We start from the raw sequence: 18,796 nt of genomic DNA, 5'->3' as shown, positions 1-18,796 counted from the left end.
TTGCTGACCCGGCCTGCGCAACGCTACAGATCGAGCACCAGGCGCTTACCTTTGGCGCGCGAGCAGCAGATGAGCATGCTTTGTTGGCTGGCTTTTTCGTCGTCGCTGAAATACTGATCGCGGTGATCCGCTTCCCCTTCGAGAATCGTCGTTTCGCAGGTGCCGCAAACACCTTCCCGGCACAGGCACTCAACCCGGGCGGCTTTGTTATTTTCGATAACCTGCAAAATGGTCATCTCTTCCGGGACCACAAACTCGCGCCCGGAACGCGCCAGCACCAGGGTGAAGGCGTCGCCGCCTTTCTCTTCCACGGCAAATTGTTCGAAATGTAGCGTATTGCTGTCCAGCCCAAGGCGGGAAGCCGCTTCTCTGACAGCATCGTTGAGCACCGCAGGGCCACAGGTGTAGATATGCGTGCCGGGTTCAACATCTGCCAGCAGACGGGCTAAATCGAGGCGGGTGCCTGCGTTCGACAGGTGCAGATGAATGCGATTGGCGCTGGGGTGTTGCATGAGTTCGTCATGAAACGCGCAGGTCTCCTTGCTGGGAGAGCAATAGTGCAGTTGCCATTGCGTCTGAGATTGTTCCAGCTCCGGGAGTTGCGATAAAAACGGTGTGATGCCGATACCTCCGGCAATCAACAGATGTTTTTGTGCCTGAGGGGCGAGGGCGAAGAGATTGTTTGGTGTGGAGATCGTGAGCGTGTCGCCGGGCTTCACGTTTTGATGCAGGTATCGTGAGCCGCCTTTGGACGCCTCCTCCAGGCGTACGGCGATTTTATAGGCGCGCGTATCGCGTGGTGAACTCATCAGCGAGTACGCATTGCTGTACAGATTCTCGCCATCGCGCATCTGCACGATAATATGGCTGCCACCCTGAAACGCAGGCAACGGCTGGCCTGAGGTCGCCGTTAAGGTGAAGCATTTTACCTGCGCGGTAATCGTCTCAATCCGGCTGACCCGGACTTCTTGCATTTGATAATCAGACATTGCGGCCTCCCTAAAAAATCTGTCCGACGCGCCTCAGCGACGCGCCGGAACCTGTCGTAAAAGCCCCGGGTTATTCCTGAAAAACCTGGGCGACCAGATTATGAAAATGGGCAATGCCATGCTCGGAGATGCCACTGCCGCTGGTGTCTGCCATAATGCGTCCCTGGCCGCGATACCCGCGCGATTTCAGCCCTTTTTGTACGCTTTCAACCAGACGTAAATCTTCAGGACGAAAGACGTTGCGATACCATTCGATCAGTTGTTTCTGCTCTTCGGTCAGCTCTTCGTTGGTGAAGTAGATGTCATAGTTTTGCAGCGTGGTTTCCGCATCTATCGGGAATTCGTAGATAACGGTCATCATGCCTTTGATTGGCGTCACGTTGAGCATGGTGCACGGCCACAGCCAGAAACCGTGGAAGGCGGCATCAACCCCTTCTTCGAACTTAAATGACTGTTCTGAAGGTTTGGCGAAACCGTATTGCAGCGTCCAGTTGCCGTGCATGGTATGCCAGTAACGGTCAACCTGGACCGAGTCGGAAAAACCTGGATGGGCCGGACCGCAGTGGTAGCACTCCAGATAGTTATCGACGATATTCTTCCAGTTGGCTGGGGTACGGGTAGTAAAACGTGCAGCAAGTTTCAGGTCATGCACGTCTGGGCAGGCTTCGATAACTTTGTCCGCAAGTCCAGGGAGTTGTTCTTCCACGCTGCCCGCGTTCGGATCCATGTTAATAAACACGAATCCGGCATATTCTTCCAGGCGTACCGGTGTAAGGTGCGCTTTTTCGCTGTCGAAGTTGGCGACGTTTTCGCAGTTACGCGCATGCGCCAGATTGCCGTCAAGTTTGAACGCCCATGCGTGGTAAGGGCAGGTAATCACATTTTTCGCTTTCCCCTCGCCGCTCAACAACTGATGACCGCGATGCGGGCAGACGTTGTAGAAGGCCCGCAGCACGTTATCGCGCCCACGTACCAGCACGATATTCTCGCCAATCACTTCTCGGGTAACATAATCATTGGGTTTCGCCAGTTCGCTACTGTGGGCGACGCAAATCCAGCTTTTAGCGAACACCTTTTCTTGTTCGTGTTCGAAAGCCTGGTGGTCGGTATAAAACCGGGCCGGAATAGTCCAGGCATCCTGCGGGTTGGCACAGAAATTTTGCGGCAGAATAAACTCAGGGCTCAGATTGCTCATTGGAATACCTTTAATTTGTGAGTAAGAGGATTTTTGTACTGGCGCTTAATTGTCGCCTTTGAGTAGTGTCCCGGCCGGTGGCGCGACCGGGACGTCAACTGGCGCTTCGGGAAGATGACCTTCAATTTGATGCGCAGGAACGTGGGCATAGTCTTGCCGTACCCAGCGCAGAAAACCGCCAACCTTCACCAACAGGATGGCGAGGAATGGAAGAGCGGTCAGAACCACCGTGGTCTTCATGGTTTCCAGGGACGCGCCGGTGAACAAAATCGATAATGGGATCAGGGTGATGACCACGCACCAGAACAGACGAAGACTGCGCTGCGGATCTTCCCCTTCCTGCAGGTTGCGCGTGCTGGTGGCCGCCATGGTGTAGGCCACAGCATCCATGTGTGAGGCGAGGAATATAATCATGATCGCCAGATACGCCACCAGAAACAGTTTCCCGGCAGGCAACGACATCAATACTTGCTGTACGGCTGTCTCACCGCCCAGCGTCGCCATAACCTGCGGTACGTCGATCACACCGTTCACAAACTGGTGAATGGAGTAGCTTTCCATCACGCCAAAGAAGAACCAGCAGCCAACAGTGCTACCGAGGATTAATGCCCAGATAACCTCTTTGATTTTGCGACCACGGGATACGCGAGTGACAAACATTGCCACGCCCGGCGTGTAGGAGATCCACCACAGCCAGTAGAACACTGTCCAGTTACGGGTGAACTCACCGTTGCCAAGCGGGTCGGTGAAGAGGCTCATTTGCAAAAAGTTTTGTGTCGTCAGGCCGATGGCGTTGATGATGTTATTGGTGATGAACTCGGTCGGGCCGACGATCAGCACCAGCAGCGGCAGTAAAAACGCCCCCCAGCCGACCATTTTGCTCAGACGTTGCAAACCGTTATTGATGCCAATCCAGGAGCTCAGGCAGAAAATGCCGCCAGAGAACAGGATCACAAACGCCTGCACCGTGAAGTTATCCGGTAACCCCGTCAGGGCAGACAAACCGCGGGTAAAGGTGGCGGCGGTGACGACCAGAGAGATGGTTAACGCGCCAACTGTCGCGATCAGGAACATCAGGTCAACCAGGCGACCCCAGACGCCCTGCGGATGCACGCCGGTAATAGCGGCGATAATCCCGGACAGGCTCAGTCCTTTGTTTTTACGCACATGGAAGTGGTAGGCCATGGTTAATGAGGCCAACGTGTAGGTCGCCCATGCGCTGATCCCCCAATGGAAAAAGGAATAGGGCAGGCTGTATTCCAGCGCTTTTTGCGAGTGCGGCGCGATATTCAGACCCGGGGTCTGGTAATAATAGGCCCACTCAGCAACGCCCCAGTAGAGCGTGGAGGAGCCTAATCCGGCGCATATAAACATAAACAGCCAGGAGAGCGTGCTGTATTCCGCTTTACCTTCTCCCAGACGGATGTTGCCGTATTTGCTGGTAGCCAGCCAGACGACCAGACCCATAGCCATCAGAACGAGGATCTGCACGGCGGAACCCAGCATCCGGGTAACGCCGTTGAAAAGAGTATTTGCGACTTGTGCAGACTGCTGAGGGAAGAGACTAAGTGTGGCGGCGATGAAAAGAATAGCCACCAGGCTGATGGCTATCAGCGGCATGTCTTTTTTCTTGACGTTGCTCAACATGGGATCTCCTGGGCACAGTTGCCCGCGTATGGCATTAGCCTGTCGTTGTTATCATGCTGTAGGGGTAGAATGAGTTACTTTATATTTAACAATTTTATTATTTGTTCTTTACATGAATTAAACAATTGCCCGATGCGTGAAGCAATAAAACACGGAACGGAAATAATAAAAGGTGAATTAGCGCAGGTTATTGGCTCCACAAAACGCATAAAAAAGCCGCGTCAGTGACGCGGCTCATAATTCGTGGTTTGACCTCTAACGTAGTGCCTGACAGATGGCTTCACCCACCTGTTGCGTGGTGGCGCTGCCTTTCATATCCGGCGTTTTCGGGCCACAGGCAATAACGTGCTCAATTGCCGCCAGAATACCGTCGTGGGCAGCCTTATAGTTGGCATCCCCCTTACCAAGGAAGTCCAGCATCATGGCGCCAGCCCAGATAGTGGCAATCGGGTTGGCGATGTTTTTTCCGTAAATATCGGGGGCCGAACCATGTACTGGCTCGAACAGGGACGGGAAGGTGCGTTCCGGGTTTAAGTTGGCAGAAGGCGCGATGCCAATCGTCCCGGTACAGGCCGGACCCAGATCGGAGAGGATGTCGCCGAACAGGTTGGAAGCAACCACAACGTCAAAACGCTCCGGCTGCATCACAAAGCGGGCGCACAGTATATCGATATGCTGTTTATCCCAACGGATCTCAGGATAGTTAGCCGCCATTGCTTCAACCCGCTCGTCCCAGTAAGGCATGCTGATGGCCAGACCATTGGATTTGGTCGCCGAGGTCAGGGTTTTGCGCGGGCGGTTTTGCGCCAGCTCGAAAGCGTAACGCAATATACGATCCACGCCGCGACGGGTGAAGACCGACTCCTGGATAACCACCTCGTGTTCCGTCCCTTCACTCACGCGTCCGCCGAGAGAAGAGTATTCTCCCTCGGTGTTCTCGCGTACGACGTAGAAATCAATGTCGCCTGGCTGCTTGCCCGCCAGTAGGCAAGGGACTCCCGGGAACAGGCGTACCGGACGCAGGTTGACGTACTGGTCGAATTCGCGGCGAAACTTAAGCAGCGAGCCCCATAAAGAGATGTGGTCCGGTACGGTATCCGGCCAGCCAACGGCGCCAAAATAGATAGCATCAAAGGATTGCAACTGCTCATGCCAGTCATCCGGCATCATTTTACCGTGATGGGCGTAGTACTCGCAGCTCGCCCATTCCATTTGCTCAAAGCTGAGCGACAACCCCCAACGCTCGGCGGCTGCCTGTAACACATGAATGCCTTCAGGCAGCACTTCTTTACCAATGCCATCTCCGGGGATAGCGGCAATACGACAGGTTTTCTTCATAGCAGCTCTCACTTGTACGCCATCAAAATTGACTTTCCCCTTATCCTATAATTGACTGATTAAGAGTTAATCCCCCTAACTGGTGAAACATAAAACACAGATCATGAATAATCTGCCGCTGCTAAATGATTTACGCGTCTTTATGCTGGTTGCCCGTCGGGCAGGATTTGCCGCCGTTGCCGAGGAACTGGGTGTATCACCGGCTTTTATCAGTAAGCGAGTAGCCCTGCTGGAGCAGACGCTGAACGTGGTGCTGCTGCACCGGACAACGCGGCGTGTAACCATCACGGAAGAGGGGGAGCGGATCTACGAATGGGCGCAGCGGATCCTGCAGGATGTCGATCAGATGATGGACGAGTTGTCTGATGCCAGGCAGATCCCGCAGGGGATGCTACGCATTATTAGTAGCTTTGGTTTTGGCCGCCGGGTGGTGGCTCCGGCGCTGTCTGCGCTGGCAAAAGCGTACCCGCAGTTAGAACTGAGGTTCGATGTTGAAGACCGCCTGGTGGATATGGTGAATGAGGGCGTCGATCTTGATATTCGTATCGGGGATGATATCGCGCCGAACCTGATTGCCCGCAAGCTGGCGACTAACTACCGTATTCTGTGCGCCTCGCCGGAATTTGTGGCGCAGCACGGGACGCCGAAGCAACTCAACGATCTCTCCACTTTTCCTTGTCTGGTTATCAAAGAGCGCGACCATCCGTTTGGCATCTGGCAAATGCGTAATAAAGAGGGCGCTCACTCAATTAAAGTTACGGGGCCTCTGTCGTCTAATCATGGCGAAGTGGTACATCAGTGGTGTCTTGATGGGCAGGGAATTGCCCTGCGTTCGTGGTGGGACGTTTGCGACAACATTGCCGGTGGACATTTGGTACACGTATTACCCGAGTATTATCAACCAGCAAATATATGGGCGGTTTATGTTTCTCGGCTGGCGACGTCGGCAAAAATCCGTATTACGGTTGAGTATTTGCGCCGCTATTTTGCCGAAAACTATCCAAAGTTTACTTTGGAATAAATCCGCAACAGCTGGCAAGAAACTGAAAATAAAAAAGGCAGAATAATCTGCCTTTTTTGCAACTATAACTCACTGAGCAAAGCCGTTATTTAGACTCTTCAGCTTCAGGTAATGTCACGTTAAGTTCGAGGATAGAAATATCGCCGTCTTTTTGTTCAAGCTGTACGGTGACCATTTCGGGATCAATTTGTACATACTTGCAGATAACCTCGAGAATATCTTTCCTCAGTTGCGGTAAATAATGTGGCTCGGCGTCACTACGACGACGTTCCGCAACAATAATCTGCAGTCGCTCTTTAGCGATGTTCGCTGTGCTCTTTTTCCGCGAGAGAAAAAAATCCAGTAATGCCATAACTTATCCTCCGAACAGGCGTTTGAGGAAACCTTTCTTCTCTTCTTCAATGAAGCGGAAAGGACGTTCTTCTCCCAACAGACGGTCTACGGTATCAGCATAGGCTTTACCGGCATCAGCATTGATGTCGAGAATAACCGGCTCACCCTGGTTAGACGCGCGCAGGACTGACTGATCTTCAGGAATCACGCCAACCAGCTTGATTCGCAGAATTTCCAGTACGTCTTCCATGCTCAGCATGTCACCTTTATTTACGCGGCCAGGGTTGTAGCGCGTCAGCAACAAATGCTCTTTAATCGGATCTTCACCGTTTTCCGCACGACGAGATTTCGACGCCAGAATACCCAGAATACGGTCAGAGTCACGTACAGAGGAGACTTCCGGGTTAGTGGTGATAATCGCTTCATCGGCAAAATACAGGGCCATCAGCGCGCCGGTTTCAATACCCGCCGGGGAGTCGCAGACGATGAAATCGAATTCCATCGTTTTCAGGTCGTCCAGAACTTTCGCGACGCCTTCACGCGTCAGCGCGTCTTTATCGCGAGTCTGTGAGGCCGGAAGAATAAAGAGATTTTCGGTACGCTTATCTTTGATTAACGCCTGATTTAACGACGCATCGCCCTGAATAACGTTGACGAAGTCGTAAACGACGCGGCGTTCACAACCCATAATCAGATCGAGGTTACGCAGGCCGATATCAAAATCAATAACGACAGTTTTCTTTCCCTTCTGGGCCAAACCTGTAGCGATGGCCGCGCTGGAGGTGGTTTTGCCAACGCCCCCTTTACCCGAAGTAACAACAATAATGCGTGCCATAGAAATTCCTTGTTAAAAAGGGATCAATTCAACGGTTGAACTGTCAAAGCGTTCTCTGCTAATTGCAGACGGGCCGCTTTGCCATAAAATTCTGCTGGGATTTTATCACTCAGCCAATAAACACCTGCGATAGACACCAGTTCTGCCGTCAGATGGGTACAAAAAATTTGCGCTTCACGATCGCCGCTTGCACCTGCCAGCGCACGGCCTCTCATCATTCCATAAACATGAATATTGCCATCAGCGATAAGCTCTGCGCCCGCACTGACGTGGCTTGTAACAATCAGATCACATTGTGGAGCATAAATGCGCTGACCGGAACGAACCGGCACATTTATTAATCGTGTTTTTGTGATGGGAGTAACGTTTTGCGGCGGAGCGACGGGAGCCGGGACCTCAACAGGCGCAGGACGAATAGCTTTTTCTTTACCTTCAGTCAGTAAAGGAAGACCCATTTCGTCGATTTCTGCCTTTAGTCTGGCGTCTTTGCATCCGCTAACGCCAATAATGCGCAATCCGGTAGACGCGACCACTTTCTGCAGCGCTGACCAGTTTACCGGGCTTTCAAGACCACTCACGTTAACCACCACGGGAGCATGTTTTAAAAAAGCCGGTGCCTGCGCGATTTTGTCTTCCAACGCCTGACGAATAACCTCGGGTTCTGCTTCATGTAAATGAACCACTGATAAGGTGAAGCTACTGCCTTTAAGCTCGATTGGCGTGTTTGACATCCTGGCCTTACTCAATTTGCTATTTATCATCCCCAGCGCGGGGTGATATTCCGAAGACTATAAGGCATGTTATAGTCAGTATTATATTGAGGCAAGCCACCATTCCGTGAATTCAGAGTAAAAGATATGTTTTGTGTGATCTACCGAAGCAGCAAACGTGACCAGACCTATTTATATGTCGAAAAAAAAGACGATTTCTCGCGCGTTCCTGAAGAACTGATGAGAGGATTTGGTCAGCCGACGCTGGCAATGATGTTACCGCTTGATGGGCGTAAAAAATTAGTTAATGCCGATCTTGAAAAAGTAAAACAGGCCCTGACTGAGCAGGGCTATTATTTACAAATACCCCCGCCGCCAGAAGATTTACTTAAACAGCATCTGGCAGCGGCAAAACAAAATACACCAGACGCTAAACGTTAAACTGCATCCGGCAGCAGCACGTTCCATCGATGCAGTACCTGAAATCTATGACTACGTTAGGGGAAAGTAATGTATCAACATCACAACTGGCATGGTGCTCTGCTGGATTATCCGGTGAGTAAGGTGGTTTGCGTAGGGAGTAACTATGCCAACCATATTAAAGAGATGGGTGGAACTACCCCGGAAGAACCGGTTCTGTTTATTAAACCGGAAACCGCGCTGTGCGATTTGCGCCAGCCGCTGGTGATCCCATCTGATATGGGGTCTGTCCACCATGAAGTTGAGCTGGCTGTGCTGATTGGCGCGACCCTGCGGCAAGCGACAGAAGATCATGTGCGCAAAGCCATTGCCGGTTATGGTGTCGCGCTGGATCTGACCCTGCGCGATATTCAGGGCAAAATGAAGAAGGCGGGGCAGCCATGGGAAAAAGCGAAGGGTTTTGATAACTCTTGCCCGCTGTCTGGATTTATTCCGGTGGCGGAATTTAATGGCGATCCGCAGGATACGATGCTTGGATTAACGGTCAACGGTGAAACTCGCCAGCACGGCTCCACGGCGGACATGATCCATCACATCGTTCCCTTGATTGCTTATATGAGCCGTTTCTTTACCCTCAAAGCGGGCGATGTGGTGCTAACGGGAACGCCAGCAGGCGTGGGACCTTTAAGCAGCGGCGACGAACTGGCCATCAGTTTTCACGGTCAAACGCTAACAACCCGCGTGCTGTAATCTCTGCTTGCCGCCTTTTCGGGCGGCAAAACTTGCATCAGCGTGCCAGACTGGTTATAAGGTGCAGCTTTATTGCAATAGCGGAAACCCTGATGAGCGACATACCTTTCTGGCAAAGTAAAACCCTTGATGAAATGACCGATGCCGAGTGGGAGTCATTATGTGACGGGTGCGGTCAATGCTGCCTGCATAAGCTGATGGATGAAGACACTGACGAAATCTACTTTACCAACGTCGCCTGTCGTCAGCTCAACATTAAAACCTGCCAGTGTCGTAATTACGAACGTCGATTCGAGTACGAGCCTGACTGCATCAAACTGACGCGTGATAATCTGCCGACTTTTGAATGGTTGCCGATGACCTGCGCCTATCGTCTGCTCGCAGAAGGAAAAGGGCTGCCGGAGTGGCACCCGTTGCTGACAGGATCAAAAGCGGCGATGCACGGTGAACGTATCTCGGTTCGTCATATTGCGGTGAAAGAGTCGGAAGTGCGTGACTGGCAGGATCATATCCTGAACAAACCTTCATGGGCGGACTAACTACATGAGTTTAAATGGTTTTGTTTCTTCTCGTTTTGAGCATGTGGCATCTGTGGGGCATTACCTCCAAAATTAGCGTTCAATATTGCCAGTTGGTTGTCATTGTTGTCTTTCATCCATTTACCGTAAACGCTGTAAACCATCTGTGCTGACGTATGCCCCATTTGAGCCGCAATGAAGTTGGGGTTGGCTCCGGCGCTTAATGCCCAGCAAGCATATGTGTGTCGAGACTCATATGACTTGCGGTGCGGAATGCCGCTCCTTCTTAATATGTTGTTCCACGTTCCTGAGAATGACCCGGGCGAATACCATTCACCTCTTTTACCATTCCTTGCCGTTAACCTAAGAACAAAAACAAATGTGCATTCATCCCGGCAAGTTCTGCCAAACTCTCTGAGGTGAACGTCTATCTGGTGTTGTTTCCCCATCCTGGTGTAAGCCATCTGGCTTTTTAGTGCCTCGGTAGCCGGGGTAGTAAGTGTAAGTATCCCGCATAATCGTGCCATTCACATTTAGAGATCCTCCGGCATAATCAATCTGCCAACAAAGGAGATCGCTATGCGTAAAGCCCGTTTTACTGAGCATCTGATCATCGCCGTGATTAAGTCGGTTGAAACCGGACGAACTGTTAAGGATGTCTGCCGGGAGACCGGTATCTCTGAAGCCACCTACTACAACTGAAAGTCCAGATACGGCGGTATGGAGGCTTCTGATATTAAAAAATCAAGGATCTTGAGGATGAGAACCGGGCGCTGAAAGACGTTATCGAAAAAAGCTTTAAAACCAGCCTTTAAGCGTGAGCTGGTCACTCATCTGATAACGACATTTGGACTCAGTATCCGTCAGGCCTGCCGGAGTCTGAACCTGAGCAGAACGGTTTACCATTACCGTCCGGATACCACGCGTGACGAACCCGTTATTGTCGCGTTGCAGGCAGTGGCCGAGCGATACCCACGATACGGTTTTCCGAAACTTTTTCAGGTTTTGCGGCGGCAGGGATACCCGTGGAATCACAAAAGGATCCACCGTATTTACTGTCTGCTGAAACTGAATTTTCGCCGAAAGGGCAAACAGTGGTTGCCGGTGCGTAATCCCTCGCCACTGGCCACGCAGGAAGCGCTGAATCAGAGCTGGTCTGTCGATTTTATGCATGATGCCCTGGTCTGTGGCCGTCGTTTTCGCACGTTCAATGTCGTTGATGACTTTAACCGTGAGGCGTTGTCGATTGAAATCGATCTGAATCTGCCATCTCAGCGAGTGGTCCGTGTACTCGACAGGATCGCGGCAAATCGCGGGTATCCGGTCATGCTGCGCATGGATAATGGTCCGGAATTTATCTCTCTGGCACTGGCTGAATGGGCAGAGAAACATGCAGTAAAACTGGAATTTATCCAGCCAGGTAAGCCGACGCAGAACGCTTTCATTGAGCGCTTTAACCGGACATACCGTACAGAAATACTCGATTTTTATCTGTTCAGAACGCTGAATGAAGTGCGGGAAATCACGGAGAAATGGTTATCAGAATATAACTGTGAACGCCCGCATGAATCACTGAACAATATGACACCGGAGGAATACCGACAACACTATTATTTGACCGGGATCTCAAAAAATGCATGGAACTAAAACGGGTCTATTTACAGTATCAATCACTGAGCTGCCAGAGAAAACATTAGAAGAGCTCATTCCCCAGACAGAGGCCGAGCAGAAGAGGTTGAAACAAATTGCAGACGAGGAGATTGAATTGAGGAATACGCCTCTGATAGAGGAAAAGAAACAGAGGACGATGATTTAATTAAATGGCAGGTTTACTGGTTAGAATTAATGCGCTTAGACACATCTAAACCAGTATAGCCTGCCATTCCTGAGTAGGTTTATTAACCCTCTATAATGTAATAGCGATAGAAGTTTTTTTTCATTTATCCATCTTGATCATGAAACCAAGCAATATGACAAATTGAATCATAGCGCACAGGATGGAGAAATGAAGATACCTGTAGTCAGATGCAGGTGTGATGAAGAAATGAGGCGCTGCAAATATGAAGCATGATATTCCCAGCAACAGGCCTATACTCTTTATCCCATTTCTAGTAAAAAGAAATGCAATTGTTGACATCAAAGAAAGAAGTAAATAAATCCATGGCAGGTAGATATATGGCATCGATTTTATCGTTTCCATATACAGTGAGCTTGCCTTGTTAGGTGAGAATTTAATTCCCCAAGGGTTTTCTACGCTACCTTCTTGCACAACCCATGCAGGAGTCCCACTGCCAACCCTGAGTAATTCTCTAAATGTATCAAGTCTTACATTAAGATAGGTTAATGGGCTATTCATTATCTCCTGCATCCATTTCTTACTTAACGCACTAACCTCAGAATCATCAACTGATGTAAGGTTTCCAGCCTTAGTACCGTAAAACATTAAGTTATTGCTTCCGGCCCAATAAAACGACTTTGCATTCTCTTTATCAATGCCGACTTTTCTCACAATATAATCAGGAAGAAGAACTTCACCTTCTGCTATGCCCATCCCTAGTAAATCGTAGCTTTGGATATATTGCAATGGTGATGTCTTTGTAACATTAAGAGTGCTAACAATAATAACAGGAAGCAATATAATGATGGCGTTTGACCCAATGTAAAGTGAAAGCTTTCTTACGACATTTTTACAATTATCGTCGTAATAAAACCACCACGCCATGATTACCAATGCTACTGGTATCCCATTAGTTTTACTTCCGCATGCAAGTGACATTATAACAACTAAAACAATCAGCCTTGTGATTGAGAATAATTTATTCTCAATTGAATTAAATGTTAGTCCAATTGCTAAAATCATCAGTGATGAAAAAACGACATCCTTCCATATCTGAGCGGTAACAAGAAGAACTTGCGGGGCAGCGCCGACAATCAACACCGCAACAGATAAATACCCGATTCTTCTGTGCAGAGTCATAGATAACAGGTAAAGACCAAGCCAATAACAGATCTGATTTTGAATAAGGAAAATACCCGGTCCTGAGTCGATTAAATTTAACTTACCCCACCACCATGCCATTATCACTGGTTGCCATGAATTATAATGACCAGTAAGGGATTCATTATATTGAATAGTAGAGTCAACACTCATCCATCCAGGATAGAACATCATCGTGCAAAATATCATAAATGCAAATGATGTTAATGTGTATATATATTTATAGTTTACTTTACCATCTAACTTTAAAGGCATAAATTATACCGATCCAACCTATATAGTAACATTATGAAATGCTGAGTATTATGCACCAACATTTGACCTTCATCCATAGCCGCGGTCGCAAGTTGATGATGCAAATGGTTATCGGAATGGAAAAAGTACATGGAATTTGTTCATGCGCGTTGATACAACAAAAGATTCGGACGTTGAATGGCCTGAGCTTACTGCATAGAGACTTCACTCAGATATGAGACACTCATAACTTTGCTAGGCTTTGCCATTTTTTTCAAAAATGTAAAGAGTGATGGGGCATGGATGGGGCAAAAAATTAGCGCAAAACAACTCAAAACCTCTAAGGTGGTGATTCTTCTTGCGCTAATACTCTGCTTTATGACTGCTTTCGGTTCACTTCGACGCACAATAATTTAATAGTGCCGCCTATTCTGAACAAACCTTCATGGGCGGACTGAGCCGCCCATCGATTAGCAGGCGTTAAGGGTTAAGACTTTTTCGCCTGATACATCTCATCGGAGTGGTTGTCATCTTCCACCCAGAAGTTAATGTTGAATTGCGCATCGTCGCTTAATTCAACGCGATGCCAGTACTGCGGTGGGCTGGTTGCGAACTGACCGGCATTAATCACCACTTTCACTTCAGGTTCTTTTGCGTCTTCATTGGCAAAGCCATAATACGTTACCGTACCTTCCATTACGCAGAGCTGTCCAAACACGCCTGCTGCGGTGTTATGGTGAGAAAGAAGTGCTGCCGGGACGTTGTCTTTGGTAAAGAAGGGAGTAGAGCGTTTTACTTTCCAGTTTGCCGGGATGCGTAAATGGGACATCAGACATCTCCTTGGTGTGGCATCTATAAGATGTATTTAATATACATCTTATAGATGCCAGCAGGCAATGAATTTAAGGCAAAAAAAACGCTCCCGAAGGAGCGTCTCTGTTAGCGACCGAAGAGGTCACGTTTTTTCGGTTTAAACGGCTGTGCTATCACCACCAGCACGGCGACCACCAGGTAAGCGGCGAAGATCCCCAACAGCCACTGTGGCATTTCCAGGGTTAAAAAAGACCACTGGCGTTCAGCACAGTCACCGGATGCTAAAAACACCTGCGGCAGCCATTTGTCCAGCGGCAGCCAGCTCGGGAAGCGTGCGGCAAAATCACAGGTCATAAACGGTGATGGGTGCAACTGAATCATGGTGTGCTCATACGCTAACTGAAGTCCGCGCCAGGCACTGTAAATCCAGATAATCATCGCCACATAGCGCAGCGGCGTTTTTGGTGCGATAGCCCCCACCAGCCCCGCGCCCATCACGCCAAATAATGCGCTACGTTCGTAAATACACAACACGCAAGGTTTTAGCAGCATGACGTGCTGGAACCACAGCGCGACAAGCTCCAGCGCAAAGGCGGTTAACGCCAACAATAACCATGCACCACGACCTCGGGAGCACTGGTTTAAAAATCGCAACATAATAATTTCCCTGCAACATGCGTAGAGAGCGCAGTTTAAACCAATTCAATTTATGCGCCACTAGCAGGAATTGAAAATTTGAGTAATCGGATAATTATCATGCAAAAAGTCAAACCGGGCAGTGATTTGCCCGGTAAATTGTTATGAAAGTGTAGCTAACCAGCCCGCCTGGGTCATCCACTCAGTCACCGGAACAAGCGTGAACTCGACGCAAAGCAGACCAACCAGCGTCAGGACGAGAGTATAAGGCAGAGCCATCCACACCATGCGGCCATAAGAGAGTCGAATCAATGGTGCCAGCGCAGAGGTCAGCAGGAACAGGAATGCCGCCTGGCCGTTTGGTGTAGCAACGGAAGGCAGGTTAGTCCCGGTATTGATCGCCACCGCTAACAGCTCAAATTGGTTAAGGCTGATGGTCCCATGTTCCAACGCGGCTTTGGCTTCGTTAATGTAGATGGTGCCGACAAACACGTTATCAGAGATAGAAGACAGCAGGCCGTTAAAGAGATAGAACAGCGTCAGTTGAGCATGTTCAGAGGACTGCAAAACAAACTGAATAATCGGTGAAAAGAGCTGTTGATCGATAATCACCGCAACGATAGAGAAGAACACGGTTAGCAGGGCAGTGAAAGGCAGCGACTCGGTAAACGCTTTACCAATCGCGTGTTCGTCAGTAACGCCGGTCAACGACGTGGCCAGGATAATGACGGACAGACCGATTAATCCGACTTCCGCCAGATGCAGGGCCAGGGCAACCACCAGCCAGATACCGATAATCGCCTGAACAATCAGTTTGATTTTTTCCTGACGAGTACGCTGCTGACGGCTTTGATCGTCAAACTGTTGCAGGACATCGCGGACGGTCTCCGGCAGCGTTTCGCCATAGCCAAACCAGCGCAATTTCTCAACCAGCATGCAGGTTAACAGGCCGCAAATCAGCACCGGGACGGTGACCGGCGACATGCGCAGGAAAAAGTCACCAAAATGCCAGCCAGCCGCTTTGGCGATAATCAGGTTTTGCGGTTCGCCGACCATAGTCATTACGCCGCCTAACGCCGTACCGACACCCGCATGCATCATCAGGCTGCGCAGAAAACCACGGAACTGCTCCAGTACGACCTTATTGTGCTGATCGATATGGCTATCATCGAGCATATTGTTGTCTTCCGTGCGGGAAGAGGCGAAGCGATGGTAAATACCATAAAAACCAACCGCTACGCTGATTACCACGGCAACGACGGTCAGCGCATCCAGGAATGCAGAAAGGAAGGCGGCGGCAACGCAAAATGCCAGCGACAGCAGCATCTTGGAGCGAATCGTAAGCAGTAGGCGGGTGAAAATAAACAGCAGCAACTGCTTCATAAAGTAGATGCCAGCCACCATAAACATCAGCAGCAATAGCACCTCAAGGTTAGCGGCAACCTCTTCACGCACATGTGTGGCGCTGGTCATGCCGATGATGACCGCCTCGATGGCTAGCAGCCCGCCTGGTAGCAGCGGGTAACATTTTAACGCCATCGCCAGCGTAAAAATGAACTCGGCCACCAACAGCCAGCCCGCAATAAAGGGATTGATGAAAAATATAACCGGGTTAACGACTAAGAATACGAGTAGTGCAAGTTTGTACCAGTCAGGTGATTGACCTAAAAAATTGCGCCACATAGCGCGGCCCCATGATAGCTCCATGGTGATTTCCCTACCTTTAAAAATGAAATCATGTTTTTATGTTTGACCGCAAAGCTTAGCAGGAGGAGGGAGTACAGGCAAGCTATTCACGCGACGGACAAGGCTGGCTGTGCTTCAGCGTAATCTGGAAAATGAAGCCTTGATCCACTTTTTCTTCATTGCGTCAGCTATCAGCCATGTAGCCCGTCTGGTATGATAACTGTAACTATGTTTTGCTGTGTAATGGAATTATCACTATGGTCATTAAGGCGCAAAGCCCGGCTGGGTTCGCGGAAGAGTACATCATTGAAAGTATCTGGAATAACCGCTTCCCACCTGGCACTATTTTGCCTGCTGAACGTGAACTCTCTGAACTGATTGGAGTGACACGTACCACGTTACGCGAGGTATTACAGCGTCTGGCGCGGGACGGCTGGTTGACCATTCAACACGGCAAGCCGACGAAGGTGAATAACTTCTGGGAAACCTCCGGGCTAAATATCCTTGAAACGCTGGCGCGTCTCGATCACGAGAGCGTGCCGCAGCTTATTGATAATCTGCTGTCCGTGCGTACCAACATCTCGACGATCTTTGTTCGTACCGCGTTTCGCCAGCATCCTGATAAAGCGCAGGAGGTTCTGGCAACGGCAAATCAGGTGGCCGACCATGCTGATGCGTTCGCCGATCTGGACTATAACATTTTCCGCGGTCTGGCATTTGCCTCTGGCAATCCGATTTACGGTTTGATCCTCAATGGAATGAAGGGATTATATACCCGCATTGGCCGCCATTATTTCGCCAATCCGGAAGCCCGCGCGCTGGCGCTGAGCTTTTACCGTAAGCTGTCAGAACTTTGTGATCAGGGTGCTCATGAGCAGGTATATGAAACGGTGCGTCGCTATGGTCACGACAGCGGCGAGATTTGGCATCGTATGCAGAAAAACCTGCCGGGCGATTTAGCTATTCAGGGGCGCTAATCGCAGCTTATCCGGCCTACGAAATGCATTGTAGGCCGGATAAGACGTTTTCGCGTCGCCATCCGGCAATAAGATTTACAGACCGTTCATCCTCGGCGGGCAACGCTCCAGCAGTTCCACACTGCCGTCTTCATTCTGCTGCTCCAGCATCACGTCAAAACCCCAGAGCCGGTGCACATGCTTGAGCACCTCTTTGCGTCCTTTATCCAGCGGAGCGCGATTATGCGGAATATAGCGCAAGGTGAGCGAGCGGTCGCCGCGCAGATCGACATTCCAGATTTGAATATTCGGCTCAAGGTTGCTCAGGTTATATTGCGACGACAGCCTGTTGCGGATCTCACGATATCCTTCCTCGTTGTGAATCGCGGAAATCTCCAGATAATTATGACGATCGTCATCCAGCACGGTGAACAGGCGGAAATCACGCATAACCTTCGGTGACAGGAACTGGCTGATGAAGCTCTCATCTTTGAAATCGCGCATCGCGAAATGCAGGGTTTCCAGCCAGTCAGAACCTGCTATATCCGGGAACCAGTATTTGTCCTCTTCGGTAGGCGACTGACAAATTCGTTTAATATCCTGGAACATGGCAAAACCCAGAGCATAGGGATTTATCCCGCTATACCACGGGCTGTTGTACGGCGGCTGGAATACCACGTTGGTATGGCTATGTAAAAACTCCAGCATAAACCGTTCGGTGACTTTACCTTCGTCATAAAGGTGATTAAGGATGGTGTAATGCCAGAAAGTGGCCCACCCTTCGTTCATCACCTGGGTCTGTTTCTGCGGATAAAAATACTGGCTGACCTTGCGCACAATGCGCAGCACTTCGCGTTGCCAGGATTCCAGCAGCGGGGCGTTCTTCTCCATGAAGTACAGAAGGTTCTCCTGCGGTTCAGAAGGATAACGTCGGGCTTCCGCAACGGTTTTCTCTTCCTCTTTCTTCGGCAGCGTACGCCACAACATATTTACCTGGCTTTGCAGATACTCTTCACGGCTTTTCTGTCGGGCTTTCTCTTCCTGTAGGGAGATTTTTTGCGGGCGTTTGTAACGATCCACGCCGTAGTTCATCAGCGCGTGACAGGAGTCGAGGAGCTTTTCGACTTCATCCACGCCGTAACGCTCTTCACACTGGGTAATATAGTTTCGCGCGAAGATCAGGTAATCGACGATGGAGCTGGCATCCGTCCAGCTACGGAACAAATAGTTGTTTTTAAAGAAGGAGTTATGTCCGTAGCAGGCATGCGCCATCACCAACGCCTGCATGGTGATGGTGTTCTCCTCCATCAAATACGCGATACACGGATTGGAGTTGATAACAATCTCATAGGCCAGCCCCTGCTGACCATGCTTATACAAACGCTCGGTTTCAATAAATTTTTTACCAAACGACCAGTGAGGATAGTTGATTGGCATCCCGACGCTGGAGTAAGCGTCCATCATTTGTTCGGAGGTGATCACCTCGATTTGGTGCGGGTAGGTATCCAGTCTGTAGAGTTTCGCCACGCGGTCTATTTCCGCCAGATAGACATCCAGCAGATCAAACGTCCAGTCGGGTCCATCGCTTAACCGTGTGCTGTCCTTGTTCATGGAATCAATCGTAGCCATTCGCGCACCCTCATTGTTGGCGGCACTCTCTGTCTGGAGTACCTCATTTCAAGCATAGATCATGGTGTTAAAAAACGTGCTGCGGCTG

The 18,796-nt window shown here is 49.9% G+C and carries 18 protein-coding genes and 2 pseudogenes; 7 read left to right on the top strand and 13 right to left on the bottom strand.

Translation table 11 applies throughout. The features are described 5' to 3' along the window. Nucleotides 1–23 precede the first annotated feature (23 nt). The 4 genes from OGV38_RS01240 to OGV38_RS01225 all read right to left on the bottom strand — a co-directional run bounded on the left by OGV38_RS01240 (nucleotide 24) and on the right by OGV38_RS01225 (nucleotide 5,169). Nucleotides 24–989 (bottom strand): PDR/VanB family oxidoreductase, encoded by a 966-nt coding sequence (locus OGV38_RS01240; protein WP_016156788.1) that lies wholly within the window; start codon nucleotides 987–989, stop codon nucleotides 24–26. Between the two features lie 70 nt (nucleotides 990–1,059). Beyond that, on the bottom strand, nucleotides 1,060–2,184 hold the full coding sequence (yeaW, locus tag OGV38_RS01235) for a carnitine monooxygenase, oxygenase subunit YeaW (protein ID WP_181500325.1): 1,125 nt from the start codon (nucleotides 2,182–2,184) through the stop codon (nucleotides 1,060–1,062). A 45-nt stretch (nucleotides 2,185–2,229) separates the two neighbouring features. Further along, nucleotides 2,230–3,831: a BCCT family transporter gene (locus tag OGV38_RS01230; protein ID WP_049269112.1), complete on the bottom strand. Its 1,602-nt coding sequence runs from the start codon at nucleotides 3,829–3,831 to the stop codon at nucleotides 2,230–2,232. A gap of 255 nt (nucleotides 3,832–4,086) precedes the next feature. Then, a complete protein-coding gene (locus OGV38_RS01225; protein WP_286472859.1) occupies nucleotides 4,087–5,169 on the bottom strand; it encodes a tartrate dehydrogenase in 1,083 nt (360 codons plus the stop codon). Between the two features lie 103 nt (nucleotides 5,170–5,272). Between OGV38_RS01225 and OGV38_RS01220 the strand changes: the two genes are divergently transcribed. Further along, nucleotides 5,273–6,190: a LysR family transcriptional regulator gene (locus tag OGV38_RS01220; protein ID WP_016153377.1), complete on the top strand. Its 918-nt coding sequence runs from the start codon at nucleotides 5,273–5,275 to the stop codon at nucleotides 6,188–6,190. 85 nt (nucleotides 6,191–6,275) lie between these two features. On the opposite strand, the gene minE is transcribed toward OGV38_RS01220, so the two are convergent. Genes minE through minC form a run of 3 tightly spaced genes read right to left on the bottom strand, consistent with a single transcriptional unit; the run spans nucleotide 6,276 to nucleotide 8,089 of the window. Beyond that, nucleotides 6,276–6,542 carry a cell division topological specificity factor MinE gene (minE, locus tag OGV38_RS01215; RefSeq protein WP_001185666.1) on the bottom strand — a complete coding sequence of 89 codons (267 nt, stop codon included), beginning with the start codon at nucleotides 6,540–6,542 and terminating at the stop codon, nucleotides 6,276–6,278. Nucleotides 6,543–6,545: 3 nt separating this feature from the next. After that, complete coding sequence (gene minD / locus OGV38_RS01210) at nucleotides 6,546–7,358, bottom strand: septum site-determining protein MinD (protein WP_003020956.1); 813 nt, start codon at nucleotides 7,356–7,358, stop codon at nucleotides 6,546–6,548. Between the two features lie 23 nt (nucleotides 7,359–7,381). Then, nucleotides 7,382–8,089, bottom strand: coding sequence for a septum site-determining protein MinC (gene minC / locus OGV38_RS01205; protein ID WP_016153376.1), 708 nt, complete (start codon nucleotides 8,087–8,089; stop codon nucleotides 7,382–7,384). Nucleotides 8,090–8,215: 126 nt separating this feature from the next. Between minC and OGV38_RS01200 the strand changes: the two genes are divergently transcribed. The 3 genes from OGV38_RS01200 to ycgN all read left to right on the top strand — a co-directional run bounded on the left by OGV38_RS01200 (nucleotide 8,216) and on the right by ycgN (nucleotide 9,777). Next, nucleotides 8,216–8,509 carry a YcgL domain-containing protein gene (locus OGV38_RS01200; protein ID WP_016153375.1) on the top strand — a complete coding sequence of 98 codons (294 nt, stop codon included), beginning with the start codon at nucleotides 8,216–8,218 and terminating at the stop codon, nucleotides 8,507–8,509. Nucleotides 8,510–8,578: 69 nt separating this feature from the next. Next, complete coding sequence (locus tag OGV38_RS01195) at nucleotides 8,579–9,238, top strand: fumarylacetoacetate hydrolase family protein (protein ID WP_016156786.1); 660 nt, start codon at nucleotides 8,579–8,581, stop codon at nucleotides 9,236–9,238. A 92-nt stretch (nucleotides 9,239–9,330) separates the two neighbouring features. After that, nucleotides 9,331–9,777: a cysteine cluster protein YcgN gene (gene ycgN / locus OGV38_RS01190; protein WP_016153373.1), complete on the top strand. Its 447-nt coding sequence runs from the start codon at nucleotides 9,331–9,333 to the stop codon at nucleotides 9,775–9,777. On the opposite strand, the pseudogene OGV38_RS01185 reads toward ycgN, so the two are convergent. Next, nucleotides 9,774–10,262 (bottom strand): annotated as a pseudogene (locus OGV38_RS01185) (tyrosine-type recombinase/integrase); the annotation flags it as partial. The gene ycgN and the pseudogene OGV38_RS01185 overlap by 4 nt on opposite strands. Before the next feature lie 73 nt (nucleotides 10,263–10,335). Here OGV38_RS01185 and OGV38_RS01180 point away from each other — a divergent pair. Then, a pseudogene (locus tag OGV38_RS01180) lies at nucleotides 10,336–11,403 on the top strand (IS3 family transposase). Beyond that, nucleotides 11,390–11,572 (top strand): hypothetical protein, encoded by a 183-nt coding sequence (locus OGV38_RS01175; RefSeq protein ID WP_109017597.1) that lies wholly within the window; start codon nucleotides 11,390–11,392, stop codon nucleotides 11,570–11,572. The pseudogene OGV38_RS01180 and the gene OGV38_RS01175 overlap by 14 nt, the downstream one beginning before the upstream one ends. 120 nt (nucleotides 11,573–11,692) lie before the next feature. Here OGV38_RS01175 and OGV38_RS01170 read toward each other — a convergent pair whose 3' ends face one another. The 4 genes from OGV38_RS01170 to nhaB all read right to left on the bottom strand — a co-directional run bounded on the left by OGV38_RS01170 (nucleotide 11,693) and on the right by nhaB (nucleotide 16,144). Further along, the gene (locus OGV38_RS01170) at nucleotides 11,693–12,835 is read right to left on the bottom strand and encodes a hypothetical protein (protein ID WP_286472857.1); all 1,143 of its coding nucleotides are present in this window, start codon (nucleotides 12,833–12,835) and stop codon (nucleotides 11,693–11,695) included. A 640-nt stretch (nucleotides 12,836–13,475) separates the two neighbouring features. Beyond that, nucleotides 13,476–13,817: a TehB family protein gene (locus OGV38_RS01165; protein WP_016153372.1), complete on the bottom strand. Its 342-nt coding sequence runs from the start codon at nucleotides 13,815–13,817 to the stop codon at nucleotides 13,476–13,478. A gap of 110 nt (nucleotides 13,818–13,927) precedes the next feature. After that, nucleotides 13,928–14,458, bottom strand: a complete 531-nt coding sequence (dsbB, locus tag OGV38_RS01160) for a disulfide bond formation protein DsbB (protein WP_003844060.1) — start codon at nucleotides 14,456–14,458, stop codon at nucleotides 13,928–13,930. A 141-nt stretch (nucleotides 14,459–14,599) separates the two neighbouring features. Then, complete coding sequence (nhaB, locus tag OGV38_RS01155) at nucleotides 14,600–16,144, bottom strand: Na(+)/H(+) antiporter NhaB (protein WP_029139569.1); 1,545 nt, start codon at nucleotides 16,142–16,144, stop codon at nucleotides 14,600–14,602. 236 nt (nucleotides 16,145–16,380) lie between these two features. Here nhaB and fadR point away from each other — a divergent pair, with 236 nt between their 5' ends. Next, entirely contained in the window at nucleotides 16,381–17,100 is a 720-nt protein-coding gene (gene fadR / locus OGV38_RS01150) for a fatty acid metabolism transcriptional regulator FadR (RefSeq protein ID WP_016153370.1), read from the top strand. A gap of 75 nt (nucleotides 17,101–17,175) precedes the next feature. Here the strand turns inward: fadR and OGV38_RS01145 are convergent, their stop codons facing one another. After that, complete coding sequence (locus OGV38_RS01145) at nucleotides 17,176–18,708, bottom strand: SpoVR family protein (protein ID WP_003833557.1); 1,533 nt, start codon at nucleotides 18,706–18,708, stop codon at nucleotides 17,176–17,178. Nucleotides 18,709–18,796: the final 88 nt, after the last annotated feature.

It is taken from the genome of Citrobacter sp. Cb080, from assembly GCF_030334745.1.
In the GTDB taxonomy this organism is placed as follows: domain Bacteria; phylum Pseudomonadota; class Gammaproteobacteria; order Enterobacterales; family Enterobacteriaceae; genus Citrobacter; species Citrobacter braakii.
Note: the sequence above shows the minus strand (reverse complement) of the source record. Positions and strands in the feature narration are given on the sequence as shown.